Source organism: Thioclava sp. F1Mire-8 (assembly GCF_002213165.1).
GTDB lineage: Bacteria > Pseudomonadota > Alphaproteobacteria > Rhodobacterales > Rhodobacteraceae > Thioclava > Thioclava nitratireducens.
The window spans coordinates 1,131,846-1,153,149 of the sequence record NZ_NBNY01000001.1; the positions used below are offsets into that span (position 1 = coordinate 1,131,846).

At 65.4% G+C, this 21,304-nt stretch carries 22 protein-coding genes and 2 tRNA genes; 9 read left to right on the forward strand and 15 right to left on the reverse strand.

Going from position 1 to position 21,304, the window contains the following annotated elements:
* Nucleotides 1-75 precede the first annotated feature (75 nt).
* Both B6V75_RS18910 and B6V75_RS05305 read right to left on the reverse strand, forming a co-directional pair.
* On the reverse strand, nucleotides 76-2,391 hold the full coding sequence (locus B6V75_RS18910) for a Hint domain-containing protein (RefSeq protein WP_206198466.1): 2,316 nt from the start codon (nucleotides 2,389-2,391) through the stop codon (nucleotides 76-78).
* Nucleotides 2,392-2,661: 270 nt separating this feature from the next.
* Nucleotides 2,662-2,738: transfer RNA gene (locus tag B6V75_RS05305), tRNA-Ile, on the reverse strand.
* Nucleotides 2,739-2,873: 135 nt separating this feature from the next.
* Between B6V75_RS05305 and purM the strand changes: the two genes are divergently transcribed.
* From purM to rnd, 4 genes are all read left to right on the forward strand, one after another.
* On the forward strand, nucleotides 2,874-3,920 hold the full coding sequence (purM, locus tag B6V75_RS05310) for a phosphoribosylformylglycinamidine cyclo-ligase (RefSeq protein ID WP_088718944.1): 1,047 nt from the start codon (nucleotides 2,874-2,876) through the stop codon (nucleotides 3,918-3,920).
* A complete protein-coding gene (gene purN / locus B6V75_RS05315; RefSeq protein WP_088718945.1) occupies nucleotides 3,917-4,504 on the forward strand; it encodes a phosphoribosylglycinamide formyltransferase in 588 nt (195 codons plus the stop codon). Before purM ends, purN begins: the two co-directional genes overlap by 4 nt.
* Nucleotides 4,505-4,595: 91 nt before the next feature.
* A complete protein-coding gene (locus B6V75_RS05320) occupies nucleotides 4,596-5,348 on the forward strand; it encodes a heparan-alpha-glucosaminide N-acetyltransferase (protein WP_088718946.1) in 753 nt (250 codons plus the stop codon).
* A 121-nt stretch (nucleotides 5,349-5,469) separates the two neighbouring features.
* The gene (gene rnd, locus B6V75_RS05325; RefSeq protein WP_088718947.1) at nucleotides 5,470-6,633 is read left to right on the forward strand and encodes a ribonuclease D; all 1,164 of its coding nucleotides are present in this window, start codon (nucleotides 5,470-5,472) and stop codon (nucleotides 6,631-6,633) included.
* Nucleotides 6,634-6,856: 223 nt separating this feature from the next.
* On the opposite strand, the gene B6V75_RS05330 is transcribed toward rnd, so the two are convergent.
* Complete coding sequence (locus B6V75_RS05330) at nucleotides 6,857-7,354, reverse strand: hypothetical protein (protein WP_088718948.1); 498 nt, start codon at nucleotides 7,352-7,354, stop codon at nucleotides 6,857-6,859.
* Nucleotides 7,355-7,492: 138 nt separating this feature from the next.
* On the opposite strand from B6V75_RS05330, the gene B6V75_RS05335 reads away from it, so the two are divergent.
* A complete protein-coding gene (locus B6V75_RS05335; protein WP_088718949.1) occupies nucleotides 7,493-7,921 on the forward strand; it encodes a SufE family protein in 429 nt (142 codons plus the stop codon).
* Between the two features lie 249 nt (nucleotides 7,922-8,170).
* Here B6V75_RS05335 and B6V75_RS05340 read toward each other — a convergent pair whose 3' ends face one another.
* The 4 genes from B6V75_RS05340 to B6V75_RS05355 all read right to left on the reverse strand — a co-directional run bounded on the left by B6V75_RS05340 (nucleotide 8,171) and on the right by B6V75_RS05355 (nucleotide 12,430).
* Entirely contained in the window at nucleotides 8,171-9,604 is a 1,434-nt protein-coding gene (locus B6V75_RS05340) for an NAD(P)(+) transhydrogenase (Re/Si-specific) subunit beta (protein WP_088718950.1), read from the reverse strand.
* 15 nt (nucleotides 9,605-9,619) lie between these two features.
* On the reverse strand, nucleotides 9,620-11,194 hold the full coding sequence (locus B6V75_RS05345) for a Re/Si-specific NAD(P)(+) transhydrogenase subunit alpha (protein WP_075774401.1): 1,575 nt from the start codon (nucleotides 11,192-11,194) through the stop codon (nucleotides 9,620-9,622).
* Nucleotides 11,195-11,481: 287 nt separating this feature from the next.
* A complete protein-coding gene (locus B6V75_RS05350; protein ID WP_240496905.1) occupies nucleotides 11,482-11,928 on the reverse strand; it encodes an isoprenylcysteine carboxylmethyltransferase family protein in 447 nt (148 codons plus the stop codon).
* 10 nt (nucleotides 11,929-11,938) lie between these two features.
* A complete protein-coding gene (locus B6V75_RS05355) occupies nucleotides 11,939-12,430 on the reverse strand; it encodes a D-galactarate dehydratase (RefSeq protein ID WP_088718951.1) in 492 nt (163 codons plus the stop codon).
* Between the two features lie 147 nt (nucleotides 12,431-12,577).
* On the opposite strand from B6V75_RS05355, the gene moaA reads away from it, so the two are divergent.
* Both moaA and B6V75_RS05365 read left to right on the forward strand, forming a co-directional pair.
* Nucleotides 12,578-13,585 carry a GTP 3',8-cyclase MoaA gene (moaA, locus tag B6V75_RS05360; protein WP_088718952.1) on the forward strand — a complete coding sequence of 336 codons (1,008 nt, stop codon included), beginning with the start codon at nucleotides 12,578-12,580 and terminating at the stop codon, nucleotides 13,583-13,585.
* Nucleotides 13,586-13,736: 151 nt separating this feature from the next.
* Entirely contained in the window at nucleotides 13,737-14,144 is a 408-nt protein-coding gene (locus B6V75_RS05365; RefSeq protein WP_075774398.1) for a universal stress protein, read from the forward strand.
* A gap of 3 nt (nucleotides 14,145-14,147) precedes the next feature.
* Here the strand turns inward: B6V75_RS05365 and B6V75_RS05370 are convergent, their stop codons facing one another.
* The 7 genes from B6V75_RS05370 to B6V75_RS05400 form a co-directional block, all read right to left on the reverse strand.
* Nucleotides 14,148-15,320 carry a M20 aminoacylase family protein gene (locus B6V75_RS05370; protein WP_088718953.1) on the reverse strand — a complete coding sequence of 391 codons (1,173 nt, stop codon included), beginning with the start codon at nucleotides 15,318-15,320 and terminating at the stop codon, nucleotides 14,148-14,150.
* Between the two features lie 57 nt (nucleotides 15,321-15,377).
* Entirely contained in the window at nucleotides 15,378-16,211 is an 834-nt protein-coding gene (locus B6V75_RS05375) for a TonB family protein (protein WP_088718954.1), read from the reverse strand.
* Nucleotides 16,208-16,621, reverse strand: a complete 414-nt coding sequence (locus B6V75_RS05380; protein ID WP_075774395.1) for a biopolymer transporter ExbD — start codon at nucleotides 16,619-16,621, stop codon at nucleotides 16,208-16,210. The genes B6V75_RS05375 and B6V75_RS05380 overlap by 4 nt, the downstream gene beginning before the upstream one ends.
* Entirely contained in the window at nucleotides 16,618-17,001 is a 384-nt protein-coding gene (locus tag B6V75_RS05385; protein WP_088718955.1) for a biopolymer transporter ExbD, read from the reverse strand. Before B6V75_RS05385 ends, B6V75_RS05380 begins: the two co-directional genes overlap by 4 nt.
* Nucleotides 17,002-17,009: 8 nt before the next feature.
* Complete coding sequence (locus tag B6V75_RS05390; RefSeq protein ID WP_088718956.1) at nucleotides 17,010-17,699, reverse strand: MotA/TolQ/ExbB proton channel family protein; 690 nt, start codon at nucleotides 17,697-17,699, stop codon at nucleotides 17,010-17,012.
* 36 nt (nucleotides 17,700-17,735) lie between these two features.
* Nucleotides 17,736-17,811 (reverse strand) — tRNA-Thr (locus B6V75_RS05395).
* A gap of 48 nt (nucleotides 17,812-17,859) precedes the next feature.
* On the reverse strand, nucleotides 17,860-19,422 hold the full coding sequence (locus B6V75_RS05400; protein ID WP_088719395.1) for an iron ABC transporter permease: 1,563 nt from the start codon (nucleotides 19,420-19,422) through the stop codon (nucleotides 17,860-17,862).
* Nucleotides 19,423-19,699: 277 nt separating this feature from the next.
* Between B6V75_RS05400 and B6V75_RS05405 the strand changes: the two genes are divergently transcribed.
* Nucleotides 19,700-20,575, forward strand: a complete 876-nt coding sequence (locus B6V75_RS05405) for a hypothetical protein (protein ID WP_088718957.1) — start codon at nucleotides 19,700-19,702, stop codon at nucleotides 20,573-20,575.
* 46 nt (nucleotides 20,576-20,621) lie between these two features.
* On the opposite strand, the gene B6V75_RS05410 is transcribed toward B6V75_RS05405, so the two are convergent.
* Entirely contained in the window at nucleotides 20,622-20,873 is a 252-nt protein-coding gene (locus tag B6V75_RS05410) for a DUF2312 domain-containing protein (RefSeq protein ID WP_075774391.1), read from the reverse strand.
* A gap of 204 nt (nucleotides 20,874-21,077) precedes the next feature.
* Between B6V75_RS05410 and B6V75_RS05415 the strand changes: the two genes are divergently transcribed.
* Nucleotides 21,078-21,293, forward strand: coding sequence for a hypothetical protein (locus B6V75_RS05415; protein WP_088718958.1), 216 nt, complete (start codon nucleotides 21,078-21,080; stop codon nucleotides 21,291-21,293).
* Nucleotides 21,294-21,304: the final 11 nt, after the last annotated feature.

The window sequence follows — 21,304 nt, forward strand, 5'->3', positions numbered from 1 at the left end:
CGCGCTCCTTTTATTGATCCACGGGTCAACAACCCTGTAGCGATCCAGAGCGGGCAAACGCAAGGGCGCGCCAAGTCAGGCGGCCGCGATGATCCGGGCTTCGTGGCGCTTCAAGCTGGGGCGCGCGGCGAGGTAGCTTTCGGTTCCACAGCTCAATTCCGGGAACAGCGCGAGTAGTTCGTCCCGCTGTGCGCGGTCCATATCCTGCATCGTCGCCTGCCCCGGTTGAAAACTTTCTGTCCAGAGTCCGTCGGAGAAGACGATCTCGTGATTGTCGAACATCACGTGGATATAGGTAACCGCCTCGGCCTCTTCGTCGATCTCGATCCCCGGCAGCCCGACGAGATGGCGCGCCGCGGCCAGCACCTCCGGCTCGCCTGCGATCAGCTGCGCGCGCGGCCCGGTCAGCAGGATGCGGTGCTGCGGCGAGACGCGCATCTCGCGCTCGGGCTGGTTCGCGCCCAGCGCGCCCGGTGCGATCTTGATGGAGCGGAATTCCGGCTTGGCCAGCAGTTCCGCAGTGCTGAGTGCGCGGATGCCGATCCAGCGGATGGGCTGGAAGCCGCTGTCGCGAGTCAGGATGCGATCACCGACCTGCAGGCTTTCGACCGGGCGGGGACCGCTATGTGTCGCGATCAGCGTGCCCGGGGTGAAGCAGGGGATGACCTTTTCGATATTCGAGAAACTGACCGTGCCGACGACCGCGCCATTGCCGTCGAAGAAATCGATCGTGCCGTTCTCCGGGTTCGTCGCGTCGCGATGCACGGCGACATTGTTCCAACCCCAGTCGCTGAGGTCGATGATGTCGAAATCATCGCCCGTCTCCGAGCCGTCGATCGTGTCGCCGGGAATGAGATCGATGAACCTGTCGGCATCCGCGCCGCCGACGAGGGTGTCGCCGCCACCGCCCGAGAGCGTATCGTTGCCCGCTCCGCCGTGGAGTTGGTCGCTGCCGACGCCGCCTTGCAAGACGTCGTTCCCGTCGCCACCGGACAGCGTGTCATTGCCGGTGCCGCCGGTGAGGCTGTCATTGCCTGCGTCGCCATCGAGCGAGTCATTGCCCGACCCGCCCAGCATGGTGTCGTTACCGGTGCCGCCGTAGAGGATGTCATCCGCGCCCGCGCCGTCGATATAGTCGTCCCCGCCGTTGCCATAGAAGACGTTGGTGTAGCCATCCGTCGGGTCCGAGGAGGCGCCGTCGAAGCCGATCAGCGTATCGTTTCCCGCCGAGCCGTAGATCCCGTCGACGCCGCTGAGCGTGTCGCCCGTCGCATCGCCCCCCGTAGCGGTCCCGGCGCCGAGGTTGATGTTCACAGCGCTCGCGGAGTCGGAATAGTCGACATAGTCCATGCCGGTTCCGCCAGACAGGACGTCGCCGCCCGCGCCGCCATGCAGCGTGTCATTCCCGGTACCGCCCTCGAGCGTATCGGCCCCCGCTCCGCCCTCGAGCGAGTCGCTGCCAGCGCCGCCGATCAGTCGGTCGTTACCCGTCCCGCCAATCAGCGTATCGTTCCCGATACCACCGTCGAGCCAGTCGTTATTCGCGCCGCCATCGAGGGAATCGTTGCCGTCGTTCCCGGTGAGCGTGTCGTTTCCGCTACCGCCGAGGAGCGTGTCATTGCCGGCGCCCCCGATCAGCGAGTCGTTGCCCGACCCGCCGTCGATCAAATCGTCGCCCGTGCCGCCATCGACCGTGTCGTTGCCGAGGCCGGCCAGCACGGTATCGTTGCCGCCATAGGCGCGAATGTAGTCGTCATTGCCGCTGCTGCCCGCGAGGCCCGCATCGTTATTGTCCACGCGGTCTGAGCCATTCGCGATCGGCTCGACATAGTTCACGTCGATCCGATCCGCCCCAGAGGTGCCGTCGACATAGCCGTCGTCGAAGCCGGTGACGTAGCGATCCTGCGCGAGGTTCGCGCCGTCGTCGCTGATCACGCGCCCTATGGCCATGGACTGGATCGGCTTGGCCTCGTAGGCCGCCGTGGTCGCATCGTTGGACATCTCGGGTGCGAGGAACAGGTGGCCCGAGTTGGTCTGAACGAGGACCGACTGGACTCTCGCGGTCGTGCCGTCCGTATAGGTGAGGGTCGTTTCGTAGATGACGAGGCTGTCGAAGGTGAAATTCGACACGCCGTTACCGATATCCGTGCGGATCGTATCGTTCGAGGTTGCGTTTCGGGTATCGAGAGCGCCGGACGCCCCGCCGTTATCTATTAGCGTCGCTTCGGTGATATTGCTGAAAAGAGGATCGGTCGAATCCCCAATCGTCATCCCTTCAAGGACACGCGAGTTTTCGACCTTCCAGTTCGACTCGTCGGGATCGAGGTCAAAGGGCGTCCCATTTTGATCAACAACCTGCCCGAGATATATCCAGTTGAACGTCGTGGCCATGTCGCCGCTGCTTTACCTTGTTTTCCGTCAACCGGGCCCAAGCGGGACCGGTCTCCAACCCTCGAAGACTGTGCAAAAACTATCGGGGCCTATGACGTGGCTGCTCGATTTTCATAGTTACTGGTACGCTGACACGGCCCTCATTTGGCGCGGGTTCGTGAACGCCTCGGGGCGCAAATTGGGCGAAACAAGGGCTTTCCGGGCAGGCCGACACGTATAGGGAGAGTCACGGCCACTGGCCGTGAAGGCGCGGAAACTTCGGGAGAAAACTGGTAGGCCCGGCAGGACTTGAACCCGCAACCAAGGCGTTATGAGCGCCCTGCTCTAACCAATTGAGCTACAGGCCCACCATTGCATCTTCCTCTAGTGAGACGACGCGCGGGCGTCAAGAAAGCGCGAACACCCCGCCCCTTCGACGTTGCGGGGGGCGTGCGGTTACGCTAGGGCTTCGGCCAAGAGTTTACTTGCCGGAGTGCGCCGCGATGACCGAGAAAACACAGGGCCTGACCTATGCCGATGCGGGCGTCGATATCGACGCGGGCAATGCGTTGGTGGACCGGATCAAACCCGCGGCCAAGCGCACGCAGCGCTCGGGCACGATGTCGGGTCTGGGCGGCTTCGGGGCGCTCTTCGACCTGAAGGCGGCGGGCTACAACGATCCGATCCTCGTCGGCGCGACCGATGGCGTGGGCACCAAGCTGCGCATCGCGATCGACACCGGAAATGTCGACACGATCGGCATCGACCTCGTGGCGATGTGCGTCAACGATCTGGTCTGCCAAGGCGCCGAGCCTTTGTTCTTCCTGGATTATTTCGCGACCGGCAAGCTCGAGATCGATCAGGCTGCGCGCATCATCGAAGGCATCGCGGAAGGCTGCGCACAATCGGGTTGCGCGCTGATCGGCGGTGAGACGGCGGAAATGCCGGGCATGTATTCCAAGGGCGATTTCGACCTCGCGGGCTTCGCGGTCGGCGCGATGGAACGCGGCTCGGACCTGCCCGCAGGCGTGGCCGAGGGTGACGTGCTTCTGGGCCTCGGCTCGAACGGCGTGCATTCCAACGGCTATTCCTTCGTACGCAAGGTGGTCGAGATATCCGGCCTTGGCTGGGACGCTGCCAGCCCCTTCGGTGAGGGCTCGCTTGGCGAGGCACTGCTGGCGCCAACCCGCCTCTACGTCAAACAATGCCTGGCCGCGGTGCGCGCAGGTGGCGTTCATGCGCTCGCCCATATCACCGGCGGCGGTCTGACCGAGAACCTGCCCCGCGTTCTGCCCGAGGGCATGGGCGCCACGATCGACCTCAATGCCTGGGAACTGCCCGGCGTGTTCCGCTGGCTGGCCGAAACCGCTTCGATGGAAGAGCGTGAGCTGCTCAAGACCTTCAATTGCGGCATCGGCATGATCGTCGTCGTCGCAGCTGACAAGGCCGACGAGATCGCCACCCTGCTGGCGAGTGAAGGCGAAACCGTCACCCGCATCGGCACCGTCACCTCCGAACAGGGCATCGCCTACGAGGGCGCACTGCTGTGATCCGTGTCGCGATCCTGATCTCGGGCGGCGGCTCGAACATGGTCCGTCTGGTCGAGAGCATGGCAGAGGACCACCCTGCCCGCCCGGTGCTGGTCGCGTCGAACGATGCGAAAGCCGGGGGGCTGGAGAAGGCCGCGCGGATGGGCGTGCCGACCGCCGCCATCGACCACCGCCCCTATGGCAAGGACCGCGCCGGTTTCGAGGCCGAGCTGCTGAAGCCGATCCTCGCCGCGAAACCCGATGTGCTTTGCCTTGCGGGCTTCATGCGGGTGCTGACGCCGGAATTCGTGGCGCGGTTCGAGGGTCGGATGCTGAACATCCACCCCTCGCTTTTGCCGAAATATCCCGGCCTGCACACCCATAAGCGCGCGATCGAGGCAGGCGATGCGGTGGCGGGCTGTACGGTGCACGAGGTGACGCCGGTGCTCGACGAGGGGCCGATCCTCGGCCAGGCGCGCGTTCCGATCGAGGCAGGCGACACCCCCGACGACCTCGCGGCCCGCGTGCTGGTGCAGGAACATCGCCTCTACCCGGCCGTGCTGCGTCGCTTCGCCGAGGGCGACCGCACCCCAGTCTATCTCTGAACGCGTCCCAAGCGTTTCCCGGTAAGCACGCTCACGCCGAAATGCGCCGCACCCGCTTGCGAGCAGCCGCCGCTTCGCGCATGACAAGCACATGGAATCGACCCCGGATACGGCCCCGCGCGGGCGCATGATCGCCCCAGACCTGATCCGGGCCATAGCACTGATCGGGATGGCGATCTTCCACCTGACATACGATCTCGAGAATTTCGGCTTCGTGCCGCGCGGCACGGTCTTCCATCCGGCCTTTCTCGATTTCGCGCGTGTCGTTGCCAGTACGTTCATCTTCATGGCCGGCGTCAGCCTCGTCCTCGCCCATCGCCACGGTTTCCGTGCGGCCCCGTTCTGGCGGCGGCTGGGAAAGGTGGTGGTTGCGGCGGCGCTGGTGAGCGTGGCGACCTACGTGATGATGCCGGAATATTTCATCTATTACGGCATCCTTCATTCCATCGCGGTCAGCTCGCTCATCGGCGCGGCGCTGCTGTTCCTACCGTGGATCCTGCTCGCGGCGCTTGGCGTGATCGCGGTCTGGGTGCATCTGAACTACGCCTTCGAGTTGTTCAACCAGCCGTGGCTCTGGTGGCTGGGTCTCTCGACCCACTGGCGCCCGTCGATGGATTTCGAGCCGGTCTTCCCGTGGATCGGGCCGTTCCTTGTCGGGATGGGGGTTGCGAAACTGCTCGACCGTCTGGGCTATTGGAAACGGGCCGCGCGCTACCGGCCCGAGGAGACCCGCGGGGTGATGAAAGTCGCGCTGTTCGCGGGGCGCCACACCCTGCCGATCTATCTGATCCACCAGCCCATCCTCTACGGGCTGACCTGGGCCGCGTTCCTTCTGCAGCACTGAAACTTGCGCTTCTGCCACGCTATCAGGGCCGCGACGCGCCCGACCCTTCCCTTTTGTCCTATGAAGGTCTAGGGAATTTGCACCTGCGCGGGATGAGCCCGCACCGAATTGAAAGCGCGATATGCAGACCATCACCACGACCGAGGCCCTCGCGGCCTTCTGCGAAAAGGCCAAGCAAGAGCCCTACGTCACCGTCGACACCGAATTTTTGCGCGAGCGGACCTACTGGTCCAAGCTTTGCCTCGTGCAGATGGCGCTCCCCGATCATGGCGAGACCGAAGGCGAGGCCGTTTTGGTCGATCCGCTGTCCGACGACCTCTCGCTCGAGCCGCTCTACGATCTTTTCCGCCACAAGGAGACCGTGAAGGTCTTCCACGCAGCCCGGCAGGATCTGGAGATTTTCTACACCGACGCGCAGGTCTTTCCCGATCCGCTGTTCGACACGCAAATCGCCGCGATGGTCTGCGGCTTTGGCGAGCAGGTGGGTTACGAGACGCTGGTGCGCAAGATCGCCAAGCAGTCGCTCGACAAATCCTCGCGCTTCACCGACTGGTCGCGCCGTCCGCTGACCGAGGCACAGAAGAAATACGCGATCGCCGATGTCACCCATCTGCGCGTGATCTACGAATTCCTCGACGAACAGCTGAAGAAAACGGGACGCGATGCCTGGGTCGAAGAGGAAGAGGCGGTTCTGCTGAACCCCGAGACCTATATCAACCGCCCCGCAGAGGCGTGGAAGCGCGTGAAGACGCGGACCAATTCGGGCCGTTTCCTCGCCATCGTGCGCGAGCTGGCACAGTTCCGTGAAGGTTACGCCCAGAACCGCAACATCCCGCGGAGCCGTATCTTCAAGGATGACGCGCTGCTGGAGCTGGCCTCGACCAAGCCGACATCGATCGACGAGTTGGGCAAGTCGCGGTTGTTGCTGCGCGAGGCCCGCAAGGGCGAGATCGCCGAGGGCATCCTTACGGCGGTGCGCGAAGGGCTGGAGATGCCCAACGAGAAGCTGCCCCGCCCCGACAATCAGACCCAACAACTGCAAGTCGACACCGCGCTTGGCGATCTTCTGCGGGTGCTGCTGAAGGCGAAATCGCAGCAGGCGGGCGTCGCCGCGAAGCTGATCGCGACCTCGTCCGATCTCGACCGCATCGCCGCTGGCAAGCGCGACGTGGCCGCCCTGCAGGGCTGGCGCGCCGAGGTCTTCGGGCATGACGCGCTGCGTCTGGCCAAAGGCGAAGTGGCCCTGACCGCCGATAGCGGCGCGGTAAAGCTGGTCGACGTTTAAGGGGCACCGGAGGCGCTGCACCTGAACGCCGGGTGGGCGCCCACTTCTTTGGTAGTCTTCGAAAGTTTCGGAAGCATTCAATGCGCGCGTTGAAACCACCAAAGCGCCCGTCCAAGGGGGCGGTCGCAAGCTGCCCGGGCCGCTGAAGCGGCTGATCCGGACAAGGCGACAAGAGAAAGGCCCGGGTTCTCCCGAGCCTCATCTAAATCAACTGAAGTGACGATCAGCGTGCCACGGACCGCGCGTTGGACACACCCTGCACCACGATCTTCCGCACGCCCTGCAGCTTGTAATTGTTGAGAAACGCTGCCGCCGAGACCTCGCGCGATTGCGGGTTCATCACGCGGCGCGCATCGGGGCTGTCGGCGGGCGGCGGCGAGACCATGAAGACATAGGTCACCGTGCCGTTCTCATCCGGTGCGCCGCTGTTCAACGGAACCAGATCGGTGTCCCAGTAGCCTTGTGTCGGCGGCAGCCCCATCGCGGTGATGATCGCACCCGAAGGGATCTTCTCGACCGAGAGCGAGGAGACCTGCGCGACCTGCTGCTGGTTCGGCTTGCCGACCTTCACGGGGTAGCCGCCCCGCGGGGCGAGTGTCTGCACCGGCGCGGCCGTGTCGCGCCCGAACCAGTTGAACGGGTTGAGCTTGCTGTCACGGATGGTGCCGCAGCCTGCGGTGGTGAGCGTCAGGGCAAGTGCCGCGATCAGGGCTTTGTTCATGATGGCTCCGATACTGTCCCGGGTCTGGACCCGATTTCGTGGTAGCCCATTGCGGCGCTTTTGAAAAGCCGCGTCTGGACCCTCGGGCGCGAACCCGTTACCCAAGAGACAATTCCCTGTCCCAAGGAGCGAGTGACCATGGCGCGCGAAGCCTTTGAAGAGATTGCCGAGACCTTCGAATTTCTCGACGACTGGGAGGACCGCTACCGTCACGTGATCGAGCTGGGCCGCGAATTGCCGCCCCTCGACGATGCGGTGAAGGTGCCTGCGACCAAGGTGGAGGGCTGTGCGAGCCAGGTCTGGCTGCTGCCCCGGATCGAGGGGACCGGCCCGAATGCGGTGTTCGACTTTCAGGGCGAGAGCGATGCGATGATCGTGCAGGGCCTCATCGCGATCCTGCATGCGCTCTATTCGGGGCTGACCGCCGAAGAGGTGCTGGAGGTCGACGCTCCCGCCGAGCTGGGCCGTCTGGGCCTCAACGACCACCTATCGGCGCAGCGCTCGAACGGGTTGCGCGCAATGGTGGAGCGTATCCGCAAGCTGGCCGGTGAGGCCGCGGGGACGTAGGGCCTTCGGTTTTCTATTTAGCGACAGAGGGACGCGCCCGAGCCTCGGGTGGGCGCGTTGCAACGCATGTGGCTAGGCGGTTTATCTCGCAAGCCCGCACGACTTCCATGCCCGCGATGCCACCGCCAATGCGCCCTCCCGGGGGGGGAGGGTCGGGCGCGGCCCGGGGCTGGACGCCCCGAGCCAGTCACCCCAAACGAAAACGGCCGGTCCAGCGACCGACCGTTTCCCATTTCCCTGCCCCGCAGATCAGTCGATCAGCGGCAGCAGCTGGTTCACCGAGTCCTTGGCGTCGCCATAGAACATCCGGGTGTTCTCCTTGTAGAACAGCGGGTTCTCGATGCCCGAATAACCGGTACCCTGACCGCGCTTCGAGACGAAGACCTGCTTGGCCCTCCAGACCTCCAGAACCGGCATGCCAGCGATCGGCGAGTTCGGATCTTCCTGTGCGGCGGGGTTCACGATGTCGTTCGAGCCGATGACGATCACCACGTCGGTATCGGGGAAGTCCTCGTTGATCTCGTCCATTTCCAGAACGATGTCGTAAGGCACTTTCGCCTCGGCCAGCAGCACGTTCATGTGGCCCGGCAGACGGCCCGCGACCGGGTGGATCGCGAAGCGGACTTCCTTGCCCTGGCTGCGCAGCTTGCGGGTCAGTTCCGACACCGCCTGCTGAGCCTGCGCCACCGCCATGCCGTAGCCCGGCACGATGATCACGCTGTCCGCGTCGCGCAGAGCGGAGGCCACGCCGTCGGCGTCGATCGCGATCTGCTCGCCCTCGACTTCCATCGCGGGACCGGAGGTGCCGCCGAAGCCGCCGAGGATAACGCTGATGAACGAGCGGTTCATCGCCTTGCACATGATGTAGGACAGGATCGCACCCGAGGAGCCGACCAGCGCGCCGACCACGATCAGAAGATCGTTGCCCAGCGAGAAGCCGATCGCCGCCGCGGCCCAGCCCGAATAGGAGTTCAGCATCGACACCACGACCGGCATATCGGCGCCGCCGATGCCCATGATCAGGTGGTAGCCGATGAAGAACGCCAGAAGGGTCATCAGGATCAGCGCCCAGGCCCCTGCCCCGTTGATGAACGCGATCAGCAGGATCACCGAGAGGATCGCGGCGGTCGCATTGAGGATATGCCCGCCCGGCAGCTTGGTGGCCTTCGAGGTCACCTTGCCCGCGAGCTTGCCGAACGCGACCACAGACCCGGTGAAGGTCACGGCCCCGATGAACACGCCGAGGAACAGTTCGACGCGCAGGATCGATAGTTCGACCGGCGACTTGTGCGCGATCAGAGCGGCGAAGCCCTTCAGCGCGTGCTGCTCTTCCACGCCCATCGCGCCGACGCGCGCCATCTCGATATAGGCGTTATAGCCCACGAAGACGGCGGCAAGACCGACCAGCGAGTGCATCGCGGCAACCAGCTGCGGCATTTCCGTCATCTGCACCCGGTTCGCCACGAACCAGCCGATGATGCCACCAGCCGCGATCAGGATGACCGAGAGAAGCCACAGACCCGAGCCGGGGCCGATCAGCGTCGCCAGAACCGCAAGGCCCATGCCGACGATGCCATACCACACCGCCCGTTTCGCGCTTTCCTGCCCCGAAAGGCCGCCCAGCGAGAGGATGAAGAGAACTGCCGCGACGACATAGGCGGCGGTCGAGAATCCGTTTTCCATTACGCTCTCCCCCTCTTACGACTTCTGGAACATGGCGAGCATGCGCCGCGTGACCATGAAGCCACCGAAGATGTTGATCCCGGCCATGAACACCGACAGCGCTGCGAGCACGATCACGAGCCACGAGCCCGAACCGATCTGCAACAGTGCGCCGAGGATGATGATCGACGAGATCGCGTTGGTCACAGCCATCAGTGGCGTGTGCAGCGAGTGCGAGACGTTCCAGATCACCTGGAAGCCCACGAAACAGCTGAGCACGAAGACGATGAAGTGCTGCATGAAGCTGGCCGGTGCGACGAGGCCCACGCCCAGAAGCACGATCGCGCCCACGGCGAGCAGCGTCACCTGATTGCGGGTCTGCTTCTTGAACGCAGCGACCTCATTGGCGCGCTTTTCCTCCGGCGTCAGCTCCTTGGCCTTTTCCTTCGGCTTCTGCGCCGCAATCGCGGCCACCTTGGGTTTCGGCGGCGGGAAGGTGATCTCGCCCTGATAGGCCACGGTCGCGCCGCGGATCACGTCGTCTTCCATGTCATGGACGACGACACCGTCCTTCTCGGGCGTCAGATCCGTCATCATGTGACGGATATTGGTCGCGTAGAGCGTCGAGCTCTGCGTCGCCATGCGGCTCGGGAAATCGGTGTAGCCGACGATGGTCACGCCATTGTCGCTCACGATCTTCTGGTCCGGCACGGTCAGTTCGCAGTTGCCGCCACGCTCGGCGGCGAGGTCGACGATCACCGAGCCCGGCTTCATCGCCTCGACCATGTCCTTGGTCCATAGCACGGGCGCATCGCGGCCCGGGATCAGCGCGGTGGTGATGACGATGTCGATATCGGGCGCCAGTTCGCGGAATTTCGCGAGCTGCGCTTCGCGGAATTCCGGACTGGAAGGCTTGGCGTAGCCGCCCGTCTCCGCGCCGTCGGTCTGGCTTTCCTCGAAATCGAGATAGACGAATTCCGCGCCCATCGACTCGATCTGCTCGGCCACTTCGGGACGCACGTCGAACGCATAGGTGATCGCACCCAGCGAGGTCGAAGCCCCGATCGCGGCAAGACCGGCCACACCGGCACCAACAACGAGCACTTTCGCCGGCGGAACCTTACCTGCCGCCGTCACCTGACCGGTGAAGAAGCGGCCGAAATTGTTGCCTGCCTCGAGCACCGCACGGTAGCCTGCGATATTGGCCATGGAGGACAGCGCATCCATCTTCTGCGCGCGCGAAATCCGCGGGACCATGTCCATCGCGATCACGTTCGCACCGGTCTTCTCGGCGGCTTTCAGAAGCTCTTCGTTCTGGGCCGGGTAGAAGAACGAGATCAGGGTCTGGCCGGGCTTGAGGCGCTTGACCTCCGTATCGCTCGGCGGCCGAACCTTGATGACGAAATCCACGTCCTTGAACAGCGCGGCGGCGGTTTTGACGACGGTCACATTCGCGGCCTCGTAAGCCTCGTCTGTGAAGCCGGCACGGACGCCTGCTCCGGTCTCGATGAAGCACTCATGGCCCAGCTTTTGCAGCTGCAAAGCCGAGTCGGGCGTCATGGCGACCCGCGCCTCGCCCTCGAAAATCTCCTTTGGAGCTCCGATTTTCACTCTAACTCCCCCTTGGATAGCGGTGCGTTTAGCCGCTGGCCTGCGCACCCGGAATCTTGCGACGTACTCCTTAGCATCGCGCAATAATGTTTCACAAGCAGCTATGGCTCGTAAAACCTTCTTAATCGCTCACAGCGCCACTCACCGGTTCGTGTATACCATTGAATACCGAAATTCGGGGTAATTTATTTATTTAGATCAGTGTGTTGTGGCGCGCCTTTTCAGCTGCTGCGCGATTGCGGCAACATCAGATTTTTTTGCGCCCGCAGCACTTTGCCGCGGCCCGATCAGAGCCAGCGACGGGTCCGGGCACGATAGGCGGTGTAGGTTTCGCCGAAATGCGCCGCGATCCTTGCTTCTTCGCCAAGAATGTAGCGCCGTGTGATGAACCACATGAAAACTGGCACCAGCGGAAGCCCCAAAGGCGCGTGCCAGATCAGCGCAAGCCCGGCCAGCACCAGCGCATCACCCAGATAGATCGGGTTGCGCGACAGCGCGAAGACGCCGGAGGTCACAAGCTCGGACGGGTCACGGCGCGGAATGAAGGTGGTGCGGCGGAGCAGCATCTGACCCACCGCGACCAGCATCAACGCGAGCCCGAGCGCGATCGCGATCAGCCCGAGCGCGCGGTCATATCGAAAAGGCATCGGCACGACCTGCCCCAGCGCCCAGACCAGCGCCGCGAACAGTACGAGCCAGAGCGGAGGGATATCGATCTCGCGCAGAGGGTTCATCGCGAACAGCTCAGAGCTTGTACACGGTGAGTTCGGGCAGATCGGTCAGCGGCACCTCGAGCAGACGCAGCGCAGGCAGCGACACTTCCGAGCCAGAGCCTGCCGCCTTGCCCGACGGGATCAGCGTGACCTTCGCCGACTTCCCGGTCTTCGGGTCCTCGATCCGGCCGGGGGTCTCGCTTTTCACCAGCCCGGTCTTTACCCAGAAGCCCGGATCGGCGGGATCGCCAAGGCTCGCGATGGTTGTGCCGAGCTTGGTTTCGCCGCCCACGGGTTTCTTCGCAGCCTCGGCACGCTGTTCCGCCGTGGTGGTGTCGAGGGAATCGGCGGTCTTCGCACTGGGCTTCGGGATCGGGGCCGCATCCGGCGCGGCGGCGGGGCCGCGCGCTGTCGCAGAATTCGGGGCGGCTATGTTGGGACCGTTGAGCCCCAGCGTGGCGCAGCCCGCAATCGGCATCATCAATACGAGCGCGAGGATCGGGCGAGCGAGGGGTTTGCGCATTCGAAATCTCCTTGAAATCTCACCGAGCCTATGCCCAGTCCGCGCCCGGTGTCACCCCCTCGCACAATCGCCTGTCCGGCGACCGATCCGCTTCGATCCGCGCGACGGCCCTTGCCGCCCCCCGTCACGCGCCTTACCTTCCGCAGCATGGAAAACACGCCCCTCATCGACCCCTTCGCCCGCCCGATCGACTATTTGCGGGTCTCGGTCACCGATCGCTGCGATTTTCGCTGCACCTATTGCATGGCCGAACACATGCAGTTCCTGCCGAAAAAGGAACTGCTGACCCTCGAGGAACTGGACCGGCTCTGCTCTACCTTCATCCGCCTCGGCGTGAAGAAGCTGCGCATCACCGGGGGCGAGCCGCTGGTACGGCGTGACATCATGACCTTCTTCCGCTCGATCGCGCGCCATCTCGACACTGGCGACTTGCGCGAGCTTACGCTGACCACCAATGGCTCGCAGCTTGCGAAATTCGCCGATGATCTCGCGGCTTTGGGGATGAAGCGGATCAACGTCTCGCTCGACACGCTGGATGCCGACAAATTCGCGAAGATCACCCGCTGGGGGCGGCTCGAACAGGTTCTGAAGGGGCTGGAAGCCGCGAAACGCGCGGGCCTCAAGGTCAAGATCAACACCGTCGCGCTGAAGGGCTTCAACGAGGACGAGCTGTTCACCCTCGTCGACTGGTGCGCGGCGGAAGGCTTCGACCTGACCTTCATCGAAGTGATGCCGATGGGCGAGATGGGTGAAGACCTGCGGCTCGATCAATACTGGCCGCTGTCAGATGTGCGCAAGGCGATGGCCGAACGCTTCACCCTGACCGATCTGGCGGAATCGACCGGCGGGCCTGCGCGCTACGTCCGGCTGGAAGAAAGCGGCCAGAAGATCGGCTTCATCACGCCGCTGACGCATAACTTCTGTGAGAACTGCAACCGTGTGCGGGTGACCTGCACGGGCGAGCTGTTCATGTGCCTCGGCCAGGAGGACAACGCCGATCTGCGCGCGCCCCTGCGGGCAAGCGAAGACGACGCGGCGCTGGAAGCGGCGATCCGCGAGGCAATCTCGCGCAAGCCCAAGGGCCATGATTTCGACTATTCGCGCCAGACCGTCTCGGGCCAGATGTCGCGCCACATGAGCCATACCGGCGGTTGACAGTTAGCGGCCTACGTTCGTCGCACACGCAGCGCAGGTCTCGGTCAACTCACGGGAATTTGGTGTCGGGGGCCAACTCCGGCGTGACTCAAATCAATGCGCGACGGCACTCCTTCTGGCAGGCTCCCTACAAAGAAAGGGAGCCAAACCAATGTATTCCAACATTCTCGTGCCCGTCGCCTTCGACGAAGATCACAACCCCGACGCCGCGCTCAATGTCGCGCGAGCGCTGGCTGGCGACGGGGCGCGCGTCACCCTGCTGCACGTGATGGAAGACGTCCCCGCCTATGCGATCAATTACATGCCGGAGGGCTATGCCGAGGAACTGCGCAAGACGCTGGAACGCGACCTCGCCACGCGCGCAGCGGAGTTCGACAATGGTGACTGGGCGATCGTCGAGGGCCAGCCTGGCCATGAAATCCTGAGCTACGCCGAGCATATCGGGGCGGATTGCATCGTGATCGCGTCGCACCGTCCGGGCTTTGGCGACTACCTGATCGGCTCGACCGCCTCGCGCGTCGTGCGCCATGCAAAATGCGCGGTTATGGTCATGCGCTGACGCTCACTCGGCAGGCAGCCGCGCCTCGATCATGCCGACGAACCAGCTTGCGCCAGCCGGAAGGATCGCGTCGTTGAAGTCGTATTCTGCGTGATGAAGGGGCGCGCTGGGGCCGTTGCCGATGAAGCCGTAGGCCCCGGGGCGCACCTCGAGCATATAGGCGAAATCCTCCGCCCCCATCATCGGATCGACATTGCGGTCGCAGGCGCCTGCCACGGCCTCGGCCACCTTTGCTGCGACCTCGGCCGCCGCCGGGTCGTTGCGCGTGACCGGATAGCCGCGCCGGTAGTCGACCTCTGCCGTCGCCTCATGGGTCGCAGCCACGCCCTGCGCGATCTCGCGCAGGCGACGCTCGGCCAGATCGCGGGTCTCGGCGCTCATCGTGCGCACCGTCCCGCCGAGGCTCACCGAATTGCCGATCACGTTGAGCGCCTTCGAGTCGGTCTCCAGCGTCGTGACCGAAAGTACGATCTCCTCCAGCGGATCGGTCGCGCGCGACACGATGCTTTGCAACGCGAGGATCAGATGTGCGGAGATCGGCACCGGATCTATCACCTCCTGCGGTTTCGCCGCATGGCCGCCCTTGCCGGTCACCACGATGTCGAAGAAATCCGCCGCCGCCATCATCGCATCTGGCCGGATGCCGAAACTGCCCGGTTCCATCCCCGGCATGTTGTGCAGCGCGTAGACCTCCTCGATGCCGAAGCGCTCCATCAGGCCGTCCTCGATCATCGCCTTGGCCCCGGCCCCGCCCTCCTCGGCGGGCTGGAAGATCACCACCGCACGCCCCGCGAAATTTCGTGTCTCGCAGAGGTATTTCGCCGCAGCGAGCAGGGTCGACGTGTGCCCGTCATGGCCGCAGGCATGCATCTTGCCCTCGACCTCTGAGGCATGCTCGGCCCCGGTCTTCTCGCGGATCGGCAGCGCATCCATATCGGCGCGCAGCCCAACGCAGCGCAGCCCGCCCTGGCGCGCGCCCTGCCCTTCGATCACGCCGACGACGCCAGAGCGCCCAATCCCCTCGACCACCTCATCGCAGCCAAATTCCCGCAGTAGGTCGGCCACGCGGCCCGATGTCCGCGGCAGATCGTAAAGCAGTTCGGGATTGCGGTGAAAATCGTGCCGCCATGCGGTGGCTTCCGCGTGCATCTCGGCAAAACGGTTCTTGATCGGCATGCTCGCTCCTTGGTTGGCGCTACCCTGCCTCGCGGCGCGCACGGGTGCAAGCCGCGCTCAGCGGAAGGCCATCGGCAAGGAGAAGCTGTAGCTCGGTTTGCCCAAGCCTTGCGGCGCTGCGGGGAAGCGGCCCGCGCGCCGCACCGCCTCGAGCGCCGCCCGGTCGAGCGTCGTATTGCCCGAGCTTTGCGCAACCGACGCGCCGATGAGCCGCCCGTCGCGCGCTATATTCAGCGCTACGATAACGCGACCCGCACCTGCCCCGCTGGGCGTTTGCTTGGCACGCTCGATCCGGGCGCGAATGTCTCCGCCCCACGATCCCATCAGCGAGCGGATCTGCCCAGCCGACAGCGTCGCCGCGGGGGCCGTGCGGCGGTCGCCTGCGGCCCCTCTGTCGCCCTGCCCCTTCGCCTGCTGCTTGGGCTGTGCCGGGGCGGGTTGCGAGGCCTGTTGCTTCGCGGGCGCTTTCGGCTGCGCTGGCTTCGGCGCAGGCGGCGTCGGTTTAGCCTTCGGTCGCGGAGTGTCTAGCGGCGCGGGATCGGCCTGTTCGGGCAACGCCGCATCGGGCGCAGGCGGCGCGGTCATCGTAGGCGCGGCGACTTGTGGGGCGAGTTCGATTGGCTCGGTCGGAGCCTTCGGCGCATTGGGCGCAGTCGGAGCCTCAGGCTGCGTCGCCGCGACCTCCGTTTCGACCTCTGGCGGGCGCTCCCACTCCGCTACGCGCGCGGCCATGGACGGGGAAGACGGCGCGAGCGAGACGAGCGCGTCGCCCCCGTCGCCCGCCGATTGCGCCCCGCCCGCAGGCGCAGGCTCCCAGACCAACAGCACGCCCGCATGGACCACGAGCGCCGCGCCGAGCGCACCTGCGAAAGCGAGCCTCCGCGCGGTCATTTGCCCCGCACCACGAGTTTGAGATCGGTGAAGCCAAGCTCCGCCAGCTGTGGCATCAGCCGCGCCAGCGCGTCGCCGGGAAGCTGCCCGTCCGCACGCAGGGTCAGGCCGTCGGCGCAGGCGCCGCACTCCGCTCGCGCGTTCCGCGCTGCCGCCCCCAGCGCGGCCAGCGCCGCATCGCCCCGCGCCTCTCCATAGGCGATCTCGCCTTCGGAGTTCGCAAACAGGACCAGCGCGCCGGGATCGGTCTTTCCCTCACCCGCAGCCTCGGGCGGGGTCACTTCGAAGGGCGTCGGCTGCGCCAGCGTCGCCGCCAGCAGAAAGAAGATCAGCAGCAGGAAGACCACGTTGATCATCGGCAAAAGCGGCTCGGGCAGACTGCGCCGGGGCGGATCGGTGAAGAGCCTCATGGCACCAGCACCAGATTGCCGAGCCCCGCGCCGCGCAACGCCTCGATCACCTGCGTCAGCGCGCTCAGATCGCCTTCTTTCGGACGCAGCACGACCGGATCGGAGGGCTGATCCATCAGCGGCTGCAGCGCGCCTGCCAGTTCGGAGAGCGCGACCCTCTGCCCGTTCAGACTGACCGTGCCGCCTTCGCCCACATCCACCAGGCGCGGCGGCCCGGACCACTCAGCGCCCGCCGTGCCGCCGCCCAAGGTCAGGTCCAATGTGCGCTCCACCCCGAAACGCGAGGCGAGCATGAAGAACACCAGAAGCAGGAAGACCACGTCGATCATCGGCGTCAGGGCCGGACGACGGCGCGGGCGCGGCTGACCGAAAGCGAACATCGCGCGCCTCACTCGGCGGCGGCGCGTGGCCGCTCGGAGAGCGTGGCGGGCGCGCGGGCGAAAATGCGGGTCGCGGCGTCCTCCATATCGTGGCGCAGGCGGTCCACCACGGCGTCGAACCCCGACAGAGCGATCTGCGCCGGGATCGCCACAGCCATGCCCGCCGCCGTCGTCAGAAGCGCCTCCCAGATGCCCCCCGCCAGCGTCGCCGGATCGGCCTGGACCCCCGCCTCCTGCAGCGCGCGGAAAGCCGCGATCATGCCCGCGACCGTGCCCAGAAGCCCCAGAAGCGGGCCGATCACCACGGCCAGTTCCAGTGCCCGAAGCCCCGAGCGCGCCCGTGCCAGCAGATCGCGCGCGACGCGGCCCGTCTCGGCCTCGGCCCCGGCCCGATCGAGCTGCGGATCGCGCAGGCTCGCCATCGCCGCTCGGACCAGCTGCGCGCGCAACGATCGCCGTCCGGCCACAGCCGCCTGGGCCCCGTCGGGATCGCCTGCCGCCCAGGCCGCGATCGCCGCCTGGCTATGCGCCCCGCCCGACCACGCACCCGCGGCCAGCAAATCCCAGATTTTCCAGATAATCACCGCGAGCGAGATCACGGACAGAGCCGCAATCGCCCACATCGCCGGGCCTCCCAGCACGAGCGCATCGAACATGCGCCCCGGAAGCCCCCCGGAAATCTGAGCGGTGCCGTCCATCGCGCCCTCCAATTCGCGCCCGCGGGCGCGGTGAGGTGGTGCCGGCGGAGGGACTCGAACCCCCGACCCCCTGATTACAAATCAGACGCTCTACCAACTGAGCTACGCCGGCGTGACCGGCCCGCAATAGCGCGGCTGAGAAATTCGTGCAAGACGCCGCTCAGCGGGAACGCGCAAGATCTGCGCGCGCCGCATCCGCGCGGGCGAGAATCGCGACGGCGACAAGGCCCACCGCGCAGACCAGAAGCGCGGCGGGGGAGGCATCGCCCAGATTCTCGAGGCTCGCCTTTTCCTGCGTGCGCGTGGCCAGCGTCTCGAAATTGAACGGGCGCAGCAGCAGCGTCGCGGGCAGCTCCTTCACGCAATCCACGAAGACCAGAAGCAGCGCCGAGCCGACCGACCCGCGCATCAGGGGCAGGTAGAGGCTACGCAGAACGCCCCCTGGCGTGCGCCCCAGAGACCGCGCGGCCATCGGCAACGAGGGCGGCACGCGGCCGAAGGCGGCGTCGCTCGCGCCTTGGGCGATGGCGAAGAATCGCACGACATAGGCGAGGATGATCGCGAAGGCCGAGCCCGTCAGCAGCAAGCCCGGATCATAGCCGGTCAGCGCCAGTACGGTGTCGGCCAGCGCATGATCGAGACCGGCGAGCGGCATCAGGATGCCGACCGCCAGCACAGCCCCCGGCGCGGCATAGCCGAGTGTCGTCAGCGGCAGCACGGCACGCGGCAGGCACTGCCCCGAGAGGCGCACCCCATAGACCATGAACAGCGCGAGCGTCACAGTGATCGCAGCGGCCGCGCCCCCGGTCAGGATCGTGTGCCATAGCGCGAGCCCGAGCCCCCGGCCGAACCACGCCTCGGGATTGGCGAGCGCATGCCCGCCCATCACTGCGACCGGCAGCACGAAGCCCAAAGCCACCGGGAGCACGCAGGCTAGCGTCGCCACCCAGCCAGCCGCACCCTTCAGGCGCTGCGCCTGAACCGGACGGGCCTGACGCGCGCTTTGGTAATACTGGACACGACGGCGCGAGAGTTTCTCGACCATAAGGAGCGCGAGCACGATCCCGAGGATCACCAGCGCGAGCTGCGCCGCCCCGCCTGCATTGCCGCCCGAAAGCCATGTCGAGAAGATGCCCGTGGTCAGGGTCTGCACGCCGAAATGATCCACGACGCCGAAATCCGCCACCGTCTCCATCATGGCGATCGCGGCCCCTGCGGCGATGGCTGGACGGGCGAGCGGCAGGCCTACGCGCCAGACCAGCCCCCACGGCCCGGTGCCGAGCGCGCGGGCGACCTCGTAGCTGGCGCCGGATTGCTCGCGCAGGGCCGCACGGGTGATCAAATAGATATAGGGGTACAGCGCGGCAGACAGCACGACGACCGCCGCCTCGCGCGAGCGGATTTCGGGAAACCAGTAATCGCGCGCCGAGGCCCAGCCGAAAGCGCCGCGCATGGCGGTCTGCACCGGGCCGGAATAGTCGAGGAAATCGGTGAGGGCGTAGGCTCCGACATAGGCCGGGATCGCGAGCGGCAGCAGGAGCAACCATTGCAATATGCGATGCCCCGGGAAGCGATACATCACCACGAGCCACGCGGCCCCCGCCCCGATGGCGGATGCCAGAAGCCCCACGCCGCCCGTCAGCACTGCCGTGTTGATCAGGTAGCGCGGCAGCACGGTCGCGATCAGATGCGGCCAGATATTGTCGCGCGGATCGAGCGCCATCCATCCAACGGCCAGGATCGGCGCAAGCACCAGCACCGCAATCACTACGGCCCCGAGCGACCACAGCCCACCAGCCGGATGCAAGCGCCCGCGCGATGCAGAGATGGGGCGGGCCGGGAGGGATGGGGCGGATTTTGGCACGGGCTTTCCCGATCAGTTTTGTCGGAATTGTCCCGACCTCCTACCCCGAAACGGGTTTGCCTGTCCAGAACGGAGCGGCTAGAGTGAGCGCCAACAATAAGGGCTTGACCCGGCAGACGATATTGAGGCGCGCAGAATGAAAGTCGTTTTCCATCTCGGAGCGCATTCGACCGATGAAGATCGTATCGTTGGCGCGCTTTCGAGCAATGATCGGCTTCTCGAATCTCATCGCATCGCCGTGCCCGCGCCCCGCAGCTACCGAATGGTTCTGCGCGATGCGCTGGTCTCTTTGAAAGGCGGACCGGCCCCGCAGGAAGTGCAGGACGCGATCATCGAAGCGAGCACCGACGCGCCGGTCCTCGACCGGCTGGTGTTCAGCCACGCATTCTTCCTCTGCATCCCCGAGCGGGTGATCACCAAGCGCGGGTTCTACGCGATGGCGCCGAGCAAGCTCGCGCCGCTGGCGAACCTGTTTCCCGACGCGGAGACCGAGTTCCACCTCGCGCTGATCAACCCCGCGAGCCTGATCCCGCAACTGGTCGCGCGGCTACCCAAGCGCAACTACGAGCAGATCATGGAAGGCCACGACCCGCGCGATCTGCGCTGGGAGCCGCTCATCCGACAGATGGTGGAGGCCGCGGGCGGCCGGCGCTTCGTGATCTGGTGCAACGAGGACCTGCCGCTGATCTGGCCCGAGGTGCTGCGCTCTGTCGGCGGGCTGCCGGAGGATCAGGCGCTCAAGGGCGACATGATGGTCCTGCGCCAGATCATGCCCGAAGAGGGCATCGAACGGTTGCGGAGCTATTTCGACACGAACCCGCCGAAATCGGTGCTGCATCGGCGCAAGATCGTGGCGGCGTTTCTCGACAAATACGCCAAGCCCGAAGCGCTCGAGATCGAGGCGCCGCTGCCGGGCTGGACCGATGAACTAGTCGAGGAAATCACCGCGCAATACGACGCCGACGTCGCCGCGATCGCGCGAATGCCCGGCGTGGAATTCATCGCGCCCTGAGCACAGGGCGGGTCGCGCCGGACCATCGCCCGGCGCGCGGTGGCGCTCAGCCCATCCCCAGCGCGGATTTGTAGAGGTCGAGAATCGCTTCTTCCTCCGCCACGTCGTCCTTGTCGCGTTTGCGCAGGGCGACGATCTTCTTCAGCACCTTGGTGTCGTAACCGCGGGCCTTGGCCTCGGACATGATGTCCTTCTGCTGCTCGGCGATGTCTTTCTTCTCGGCTTCGAGGCTCTCGAACTGTTCGATGAACTGGCGCAGTTCGTCGGCGGCGACATTGTAGGCGGCATCGTTGGGCATGGGCCTCTCCTGCTTGCGATCGGGGGTCGGCGCTCTGACTAGCCCGAGCGTCTGCGCGCATCAAGAGGCGGCGCGCGCGGATCGGCGGGTTCCGCAAGCCGATTTTTCCTGTGCGATTTCCCGCGATCACACAGGCGCCCGCGTTTTTCTTGCCATACCCCCCGCGACGGGCTAGGCAGGCGCGCGCAACTTTCGGAGGCCGCAATGGAAAATCTGATCTGGGCAGGGGCCGTCGTCTCGGTGATCGGGCTGTTCGGCATCCTCAATTGCATCGTCAAAGTGGCGAGCGCCAAACGCGCGGGCCTGCCCGACGAGGAACTGCGCGCACGGCTGCAAAAGATCATTGCGATCAATATGGGCGCGCTGTTCGTGTCGGTGATCGGGCTGATGATGGTGGTGCTAGGCATCTTCCTCGGCTGAGGTGCCCCGTC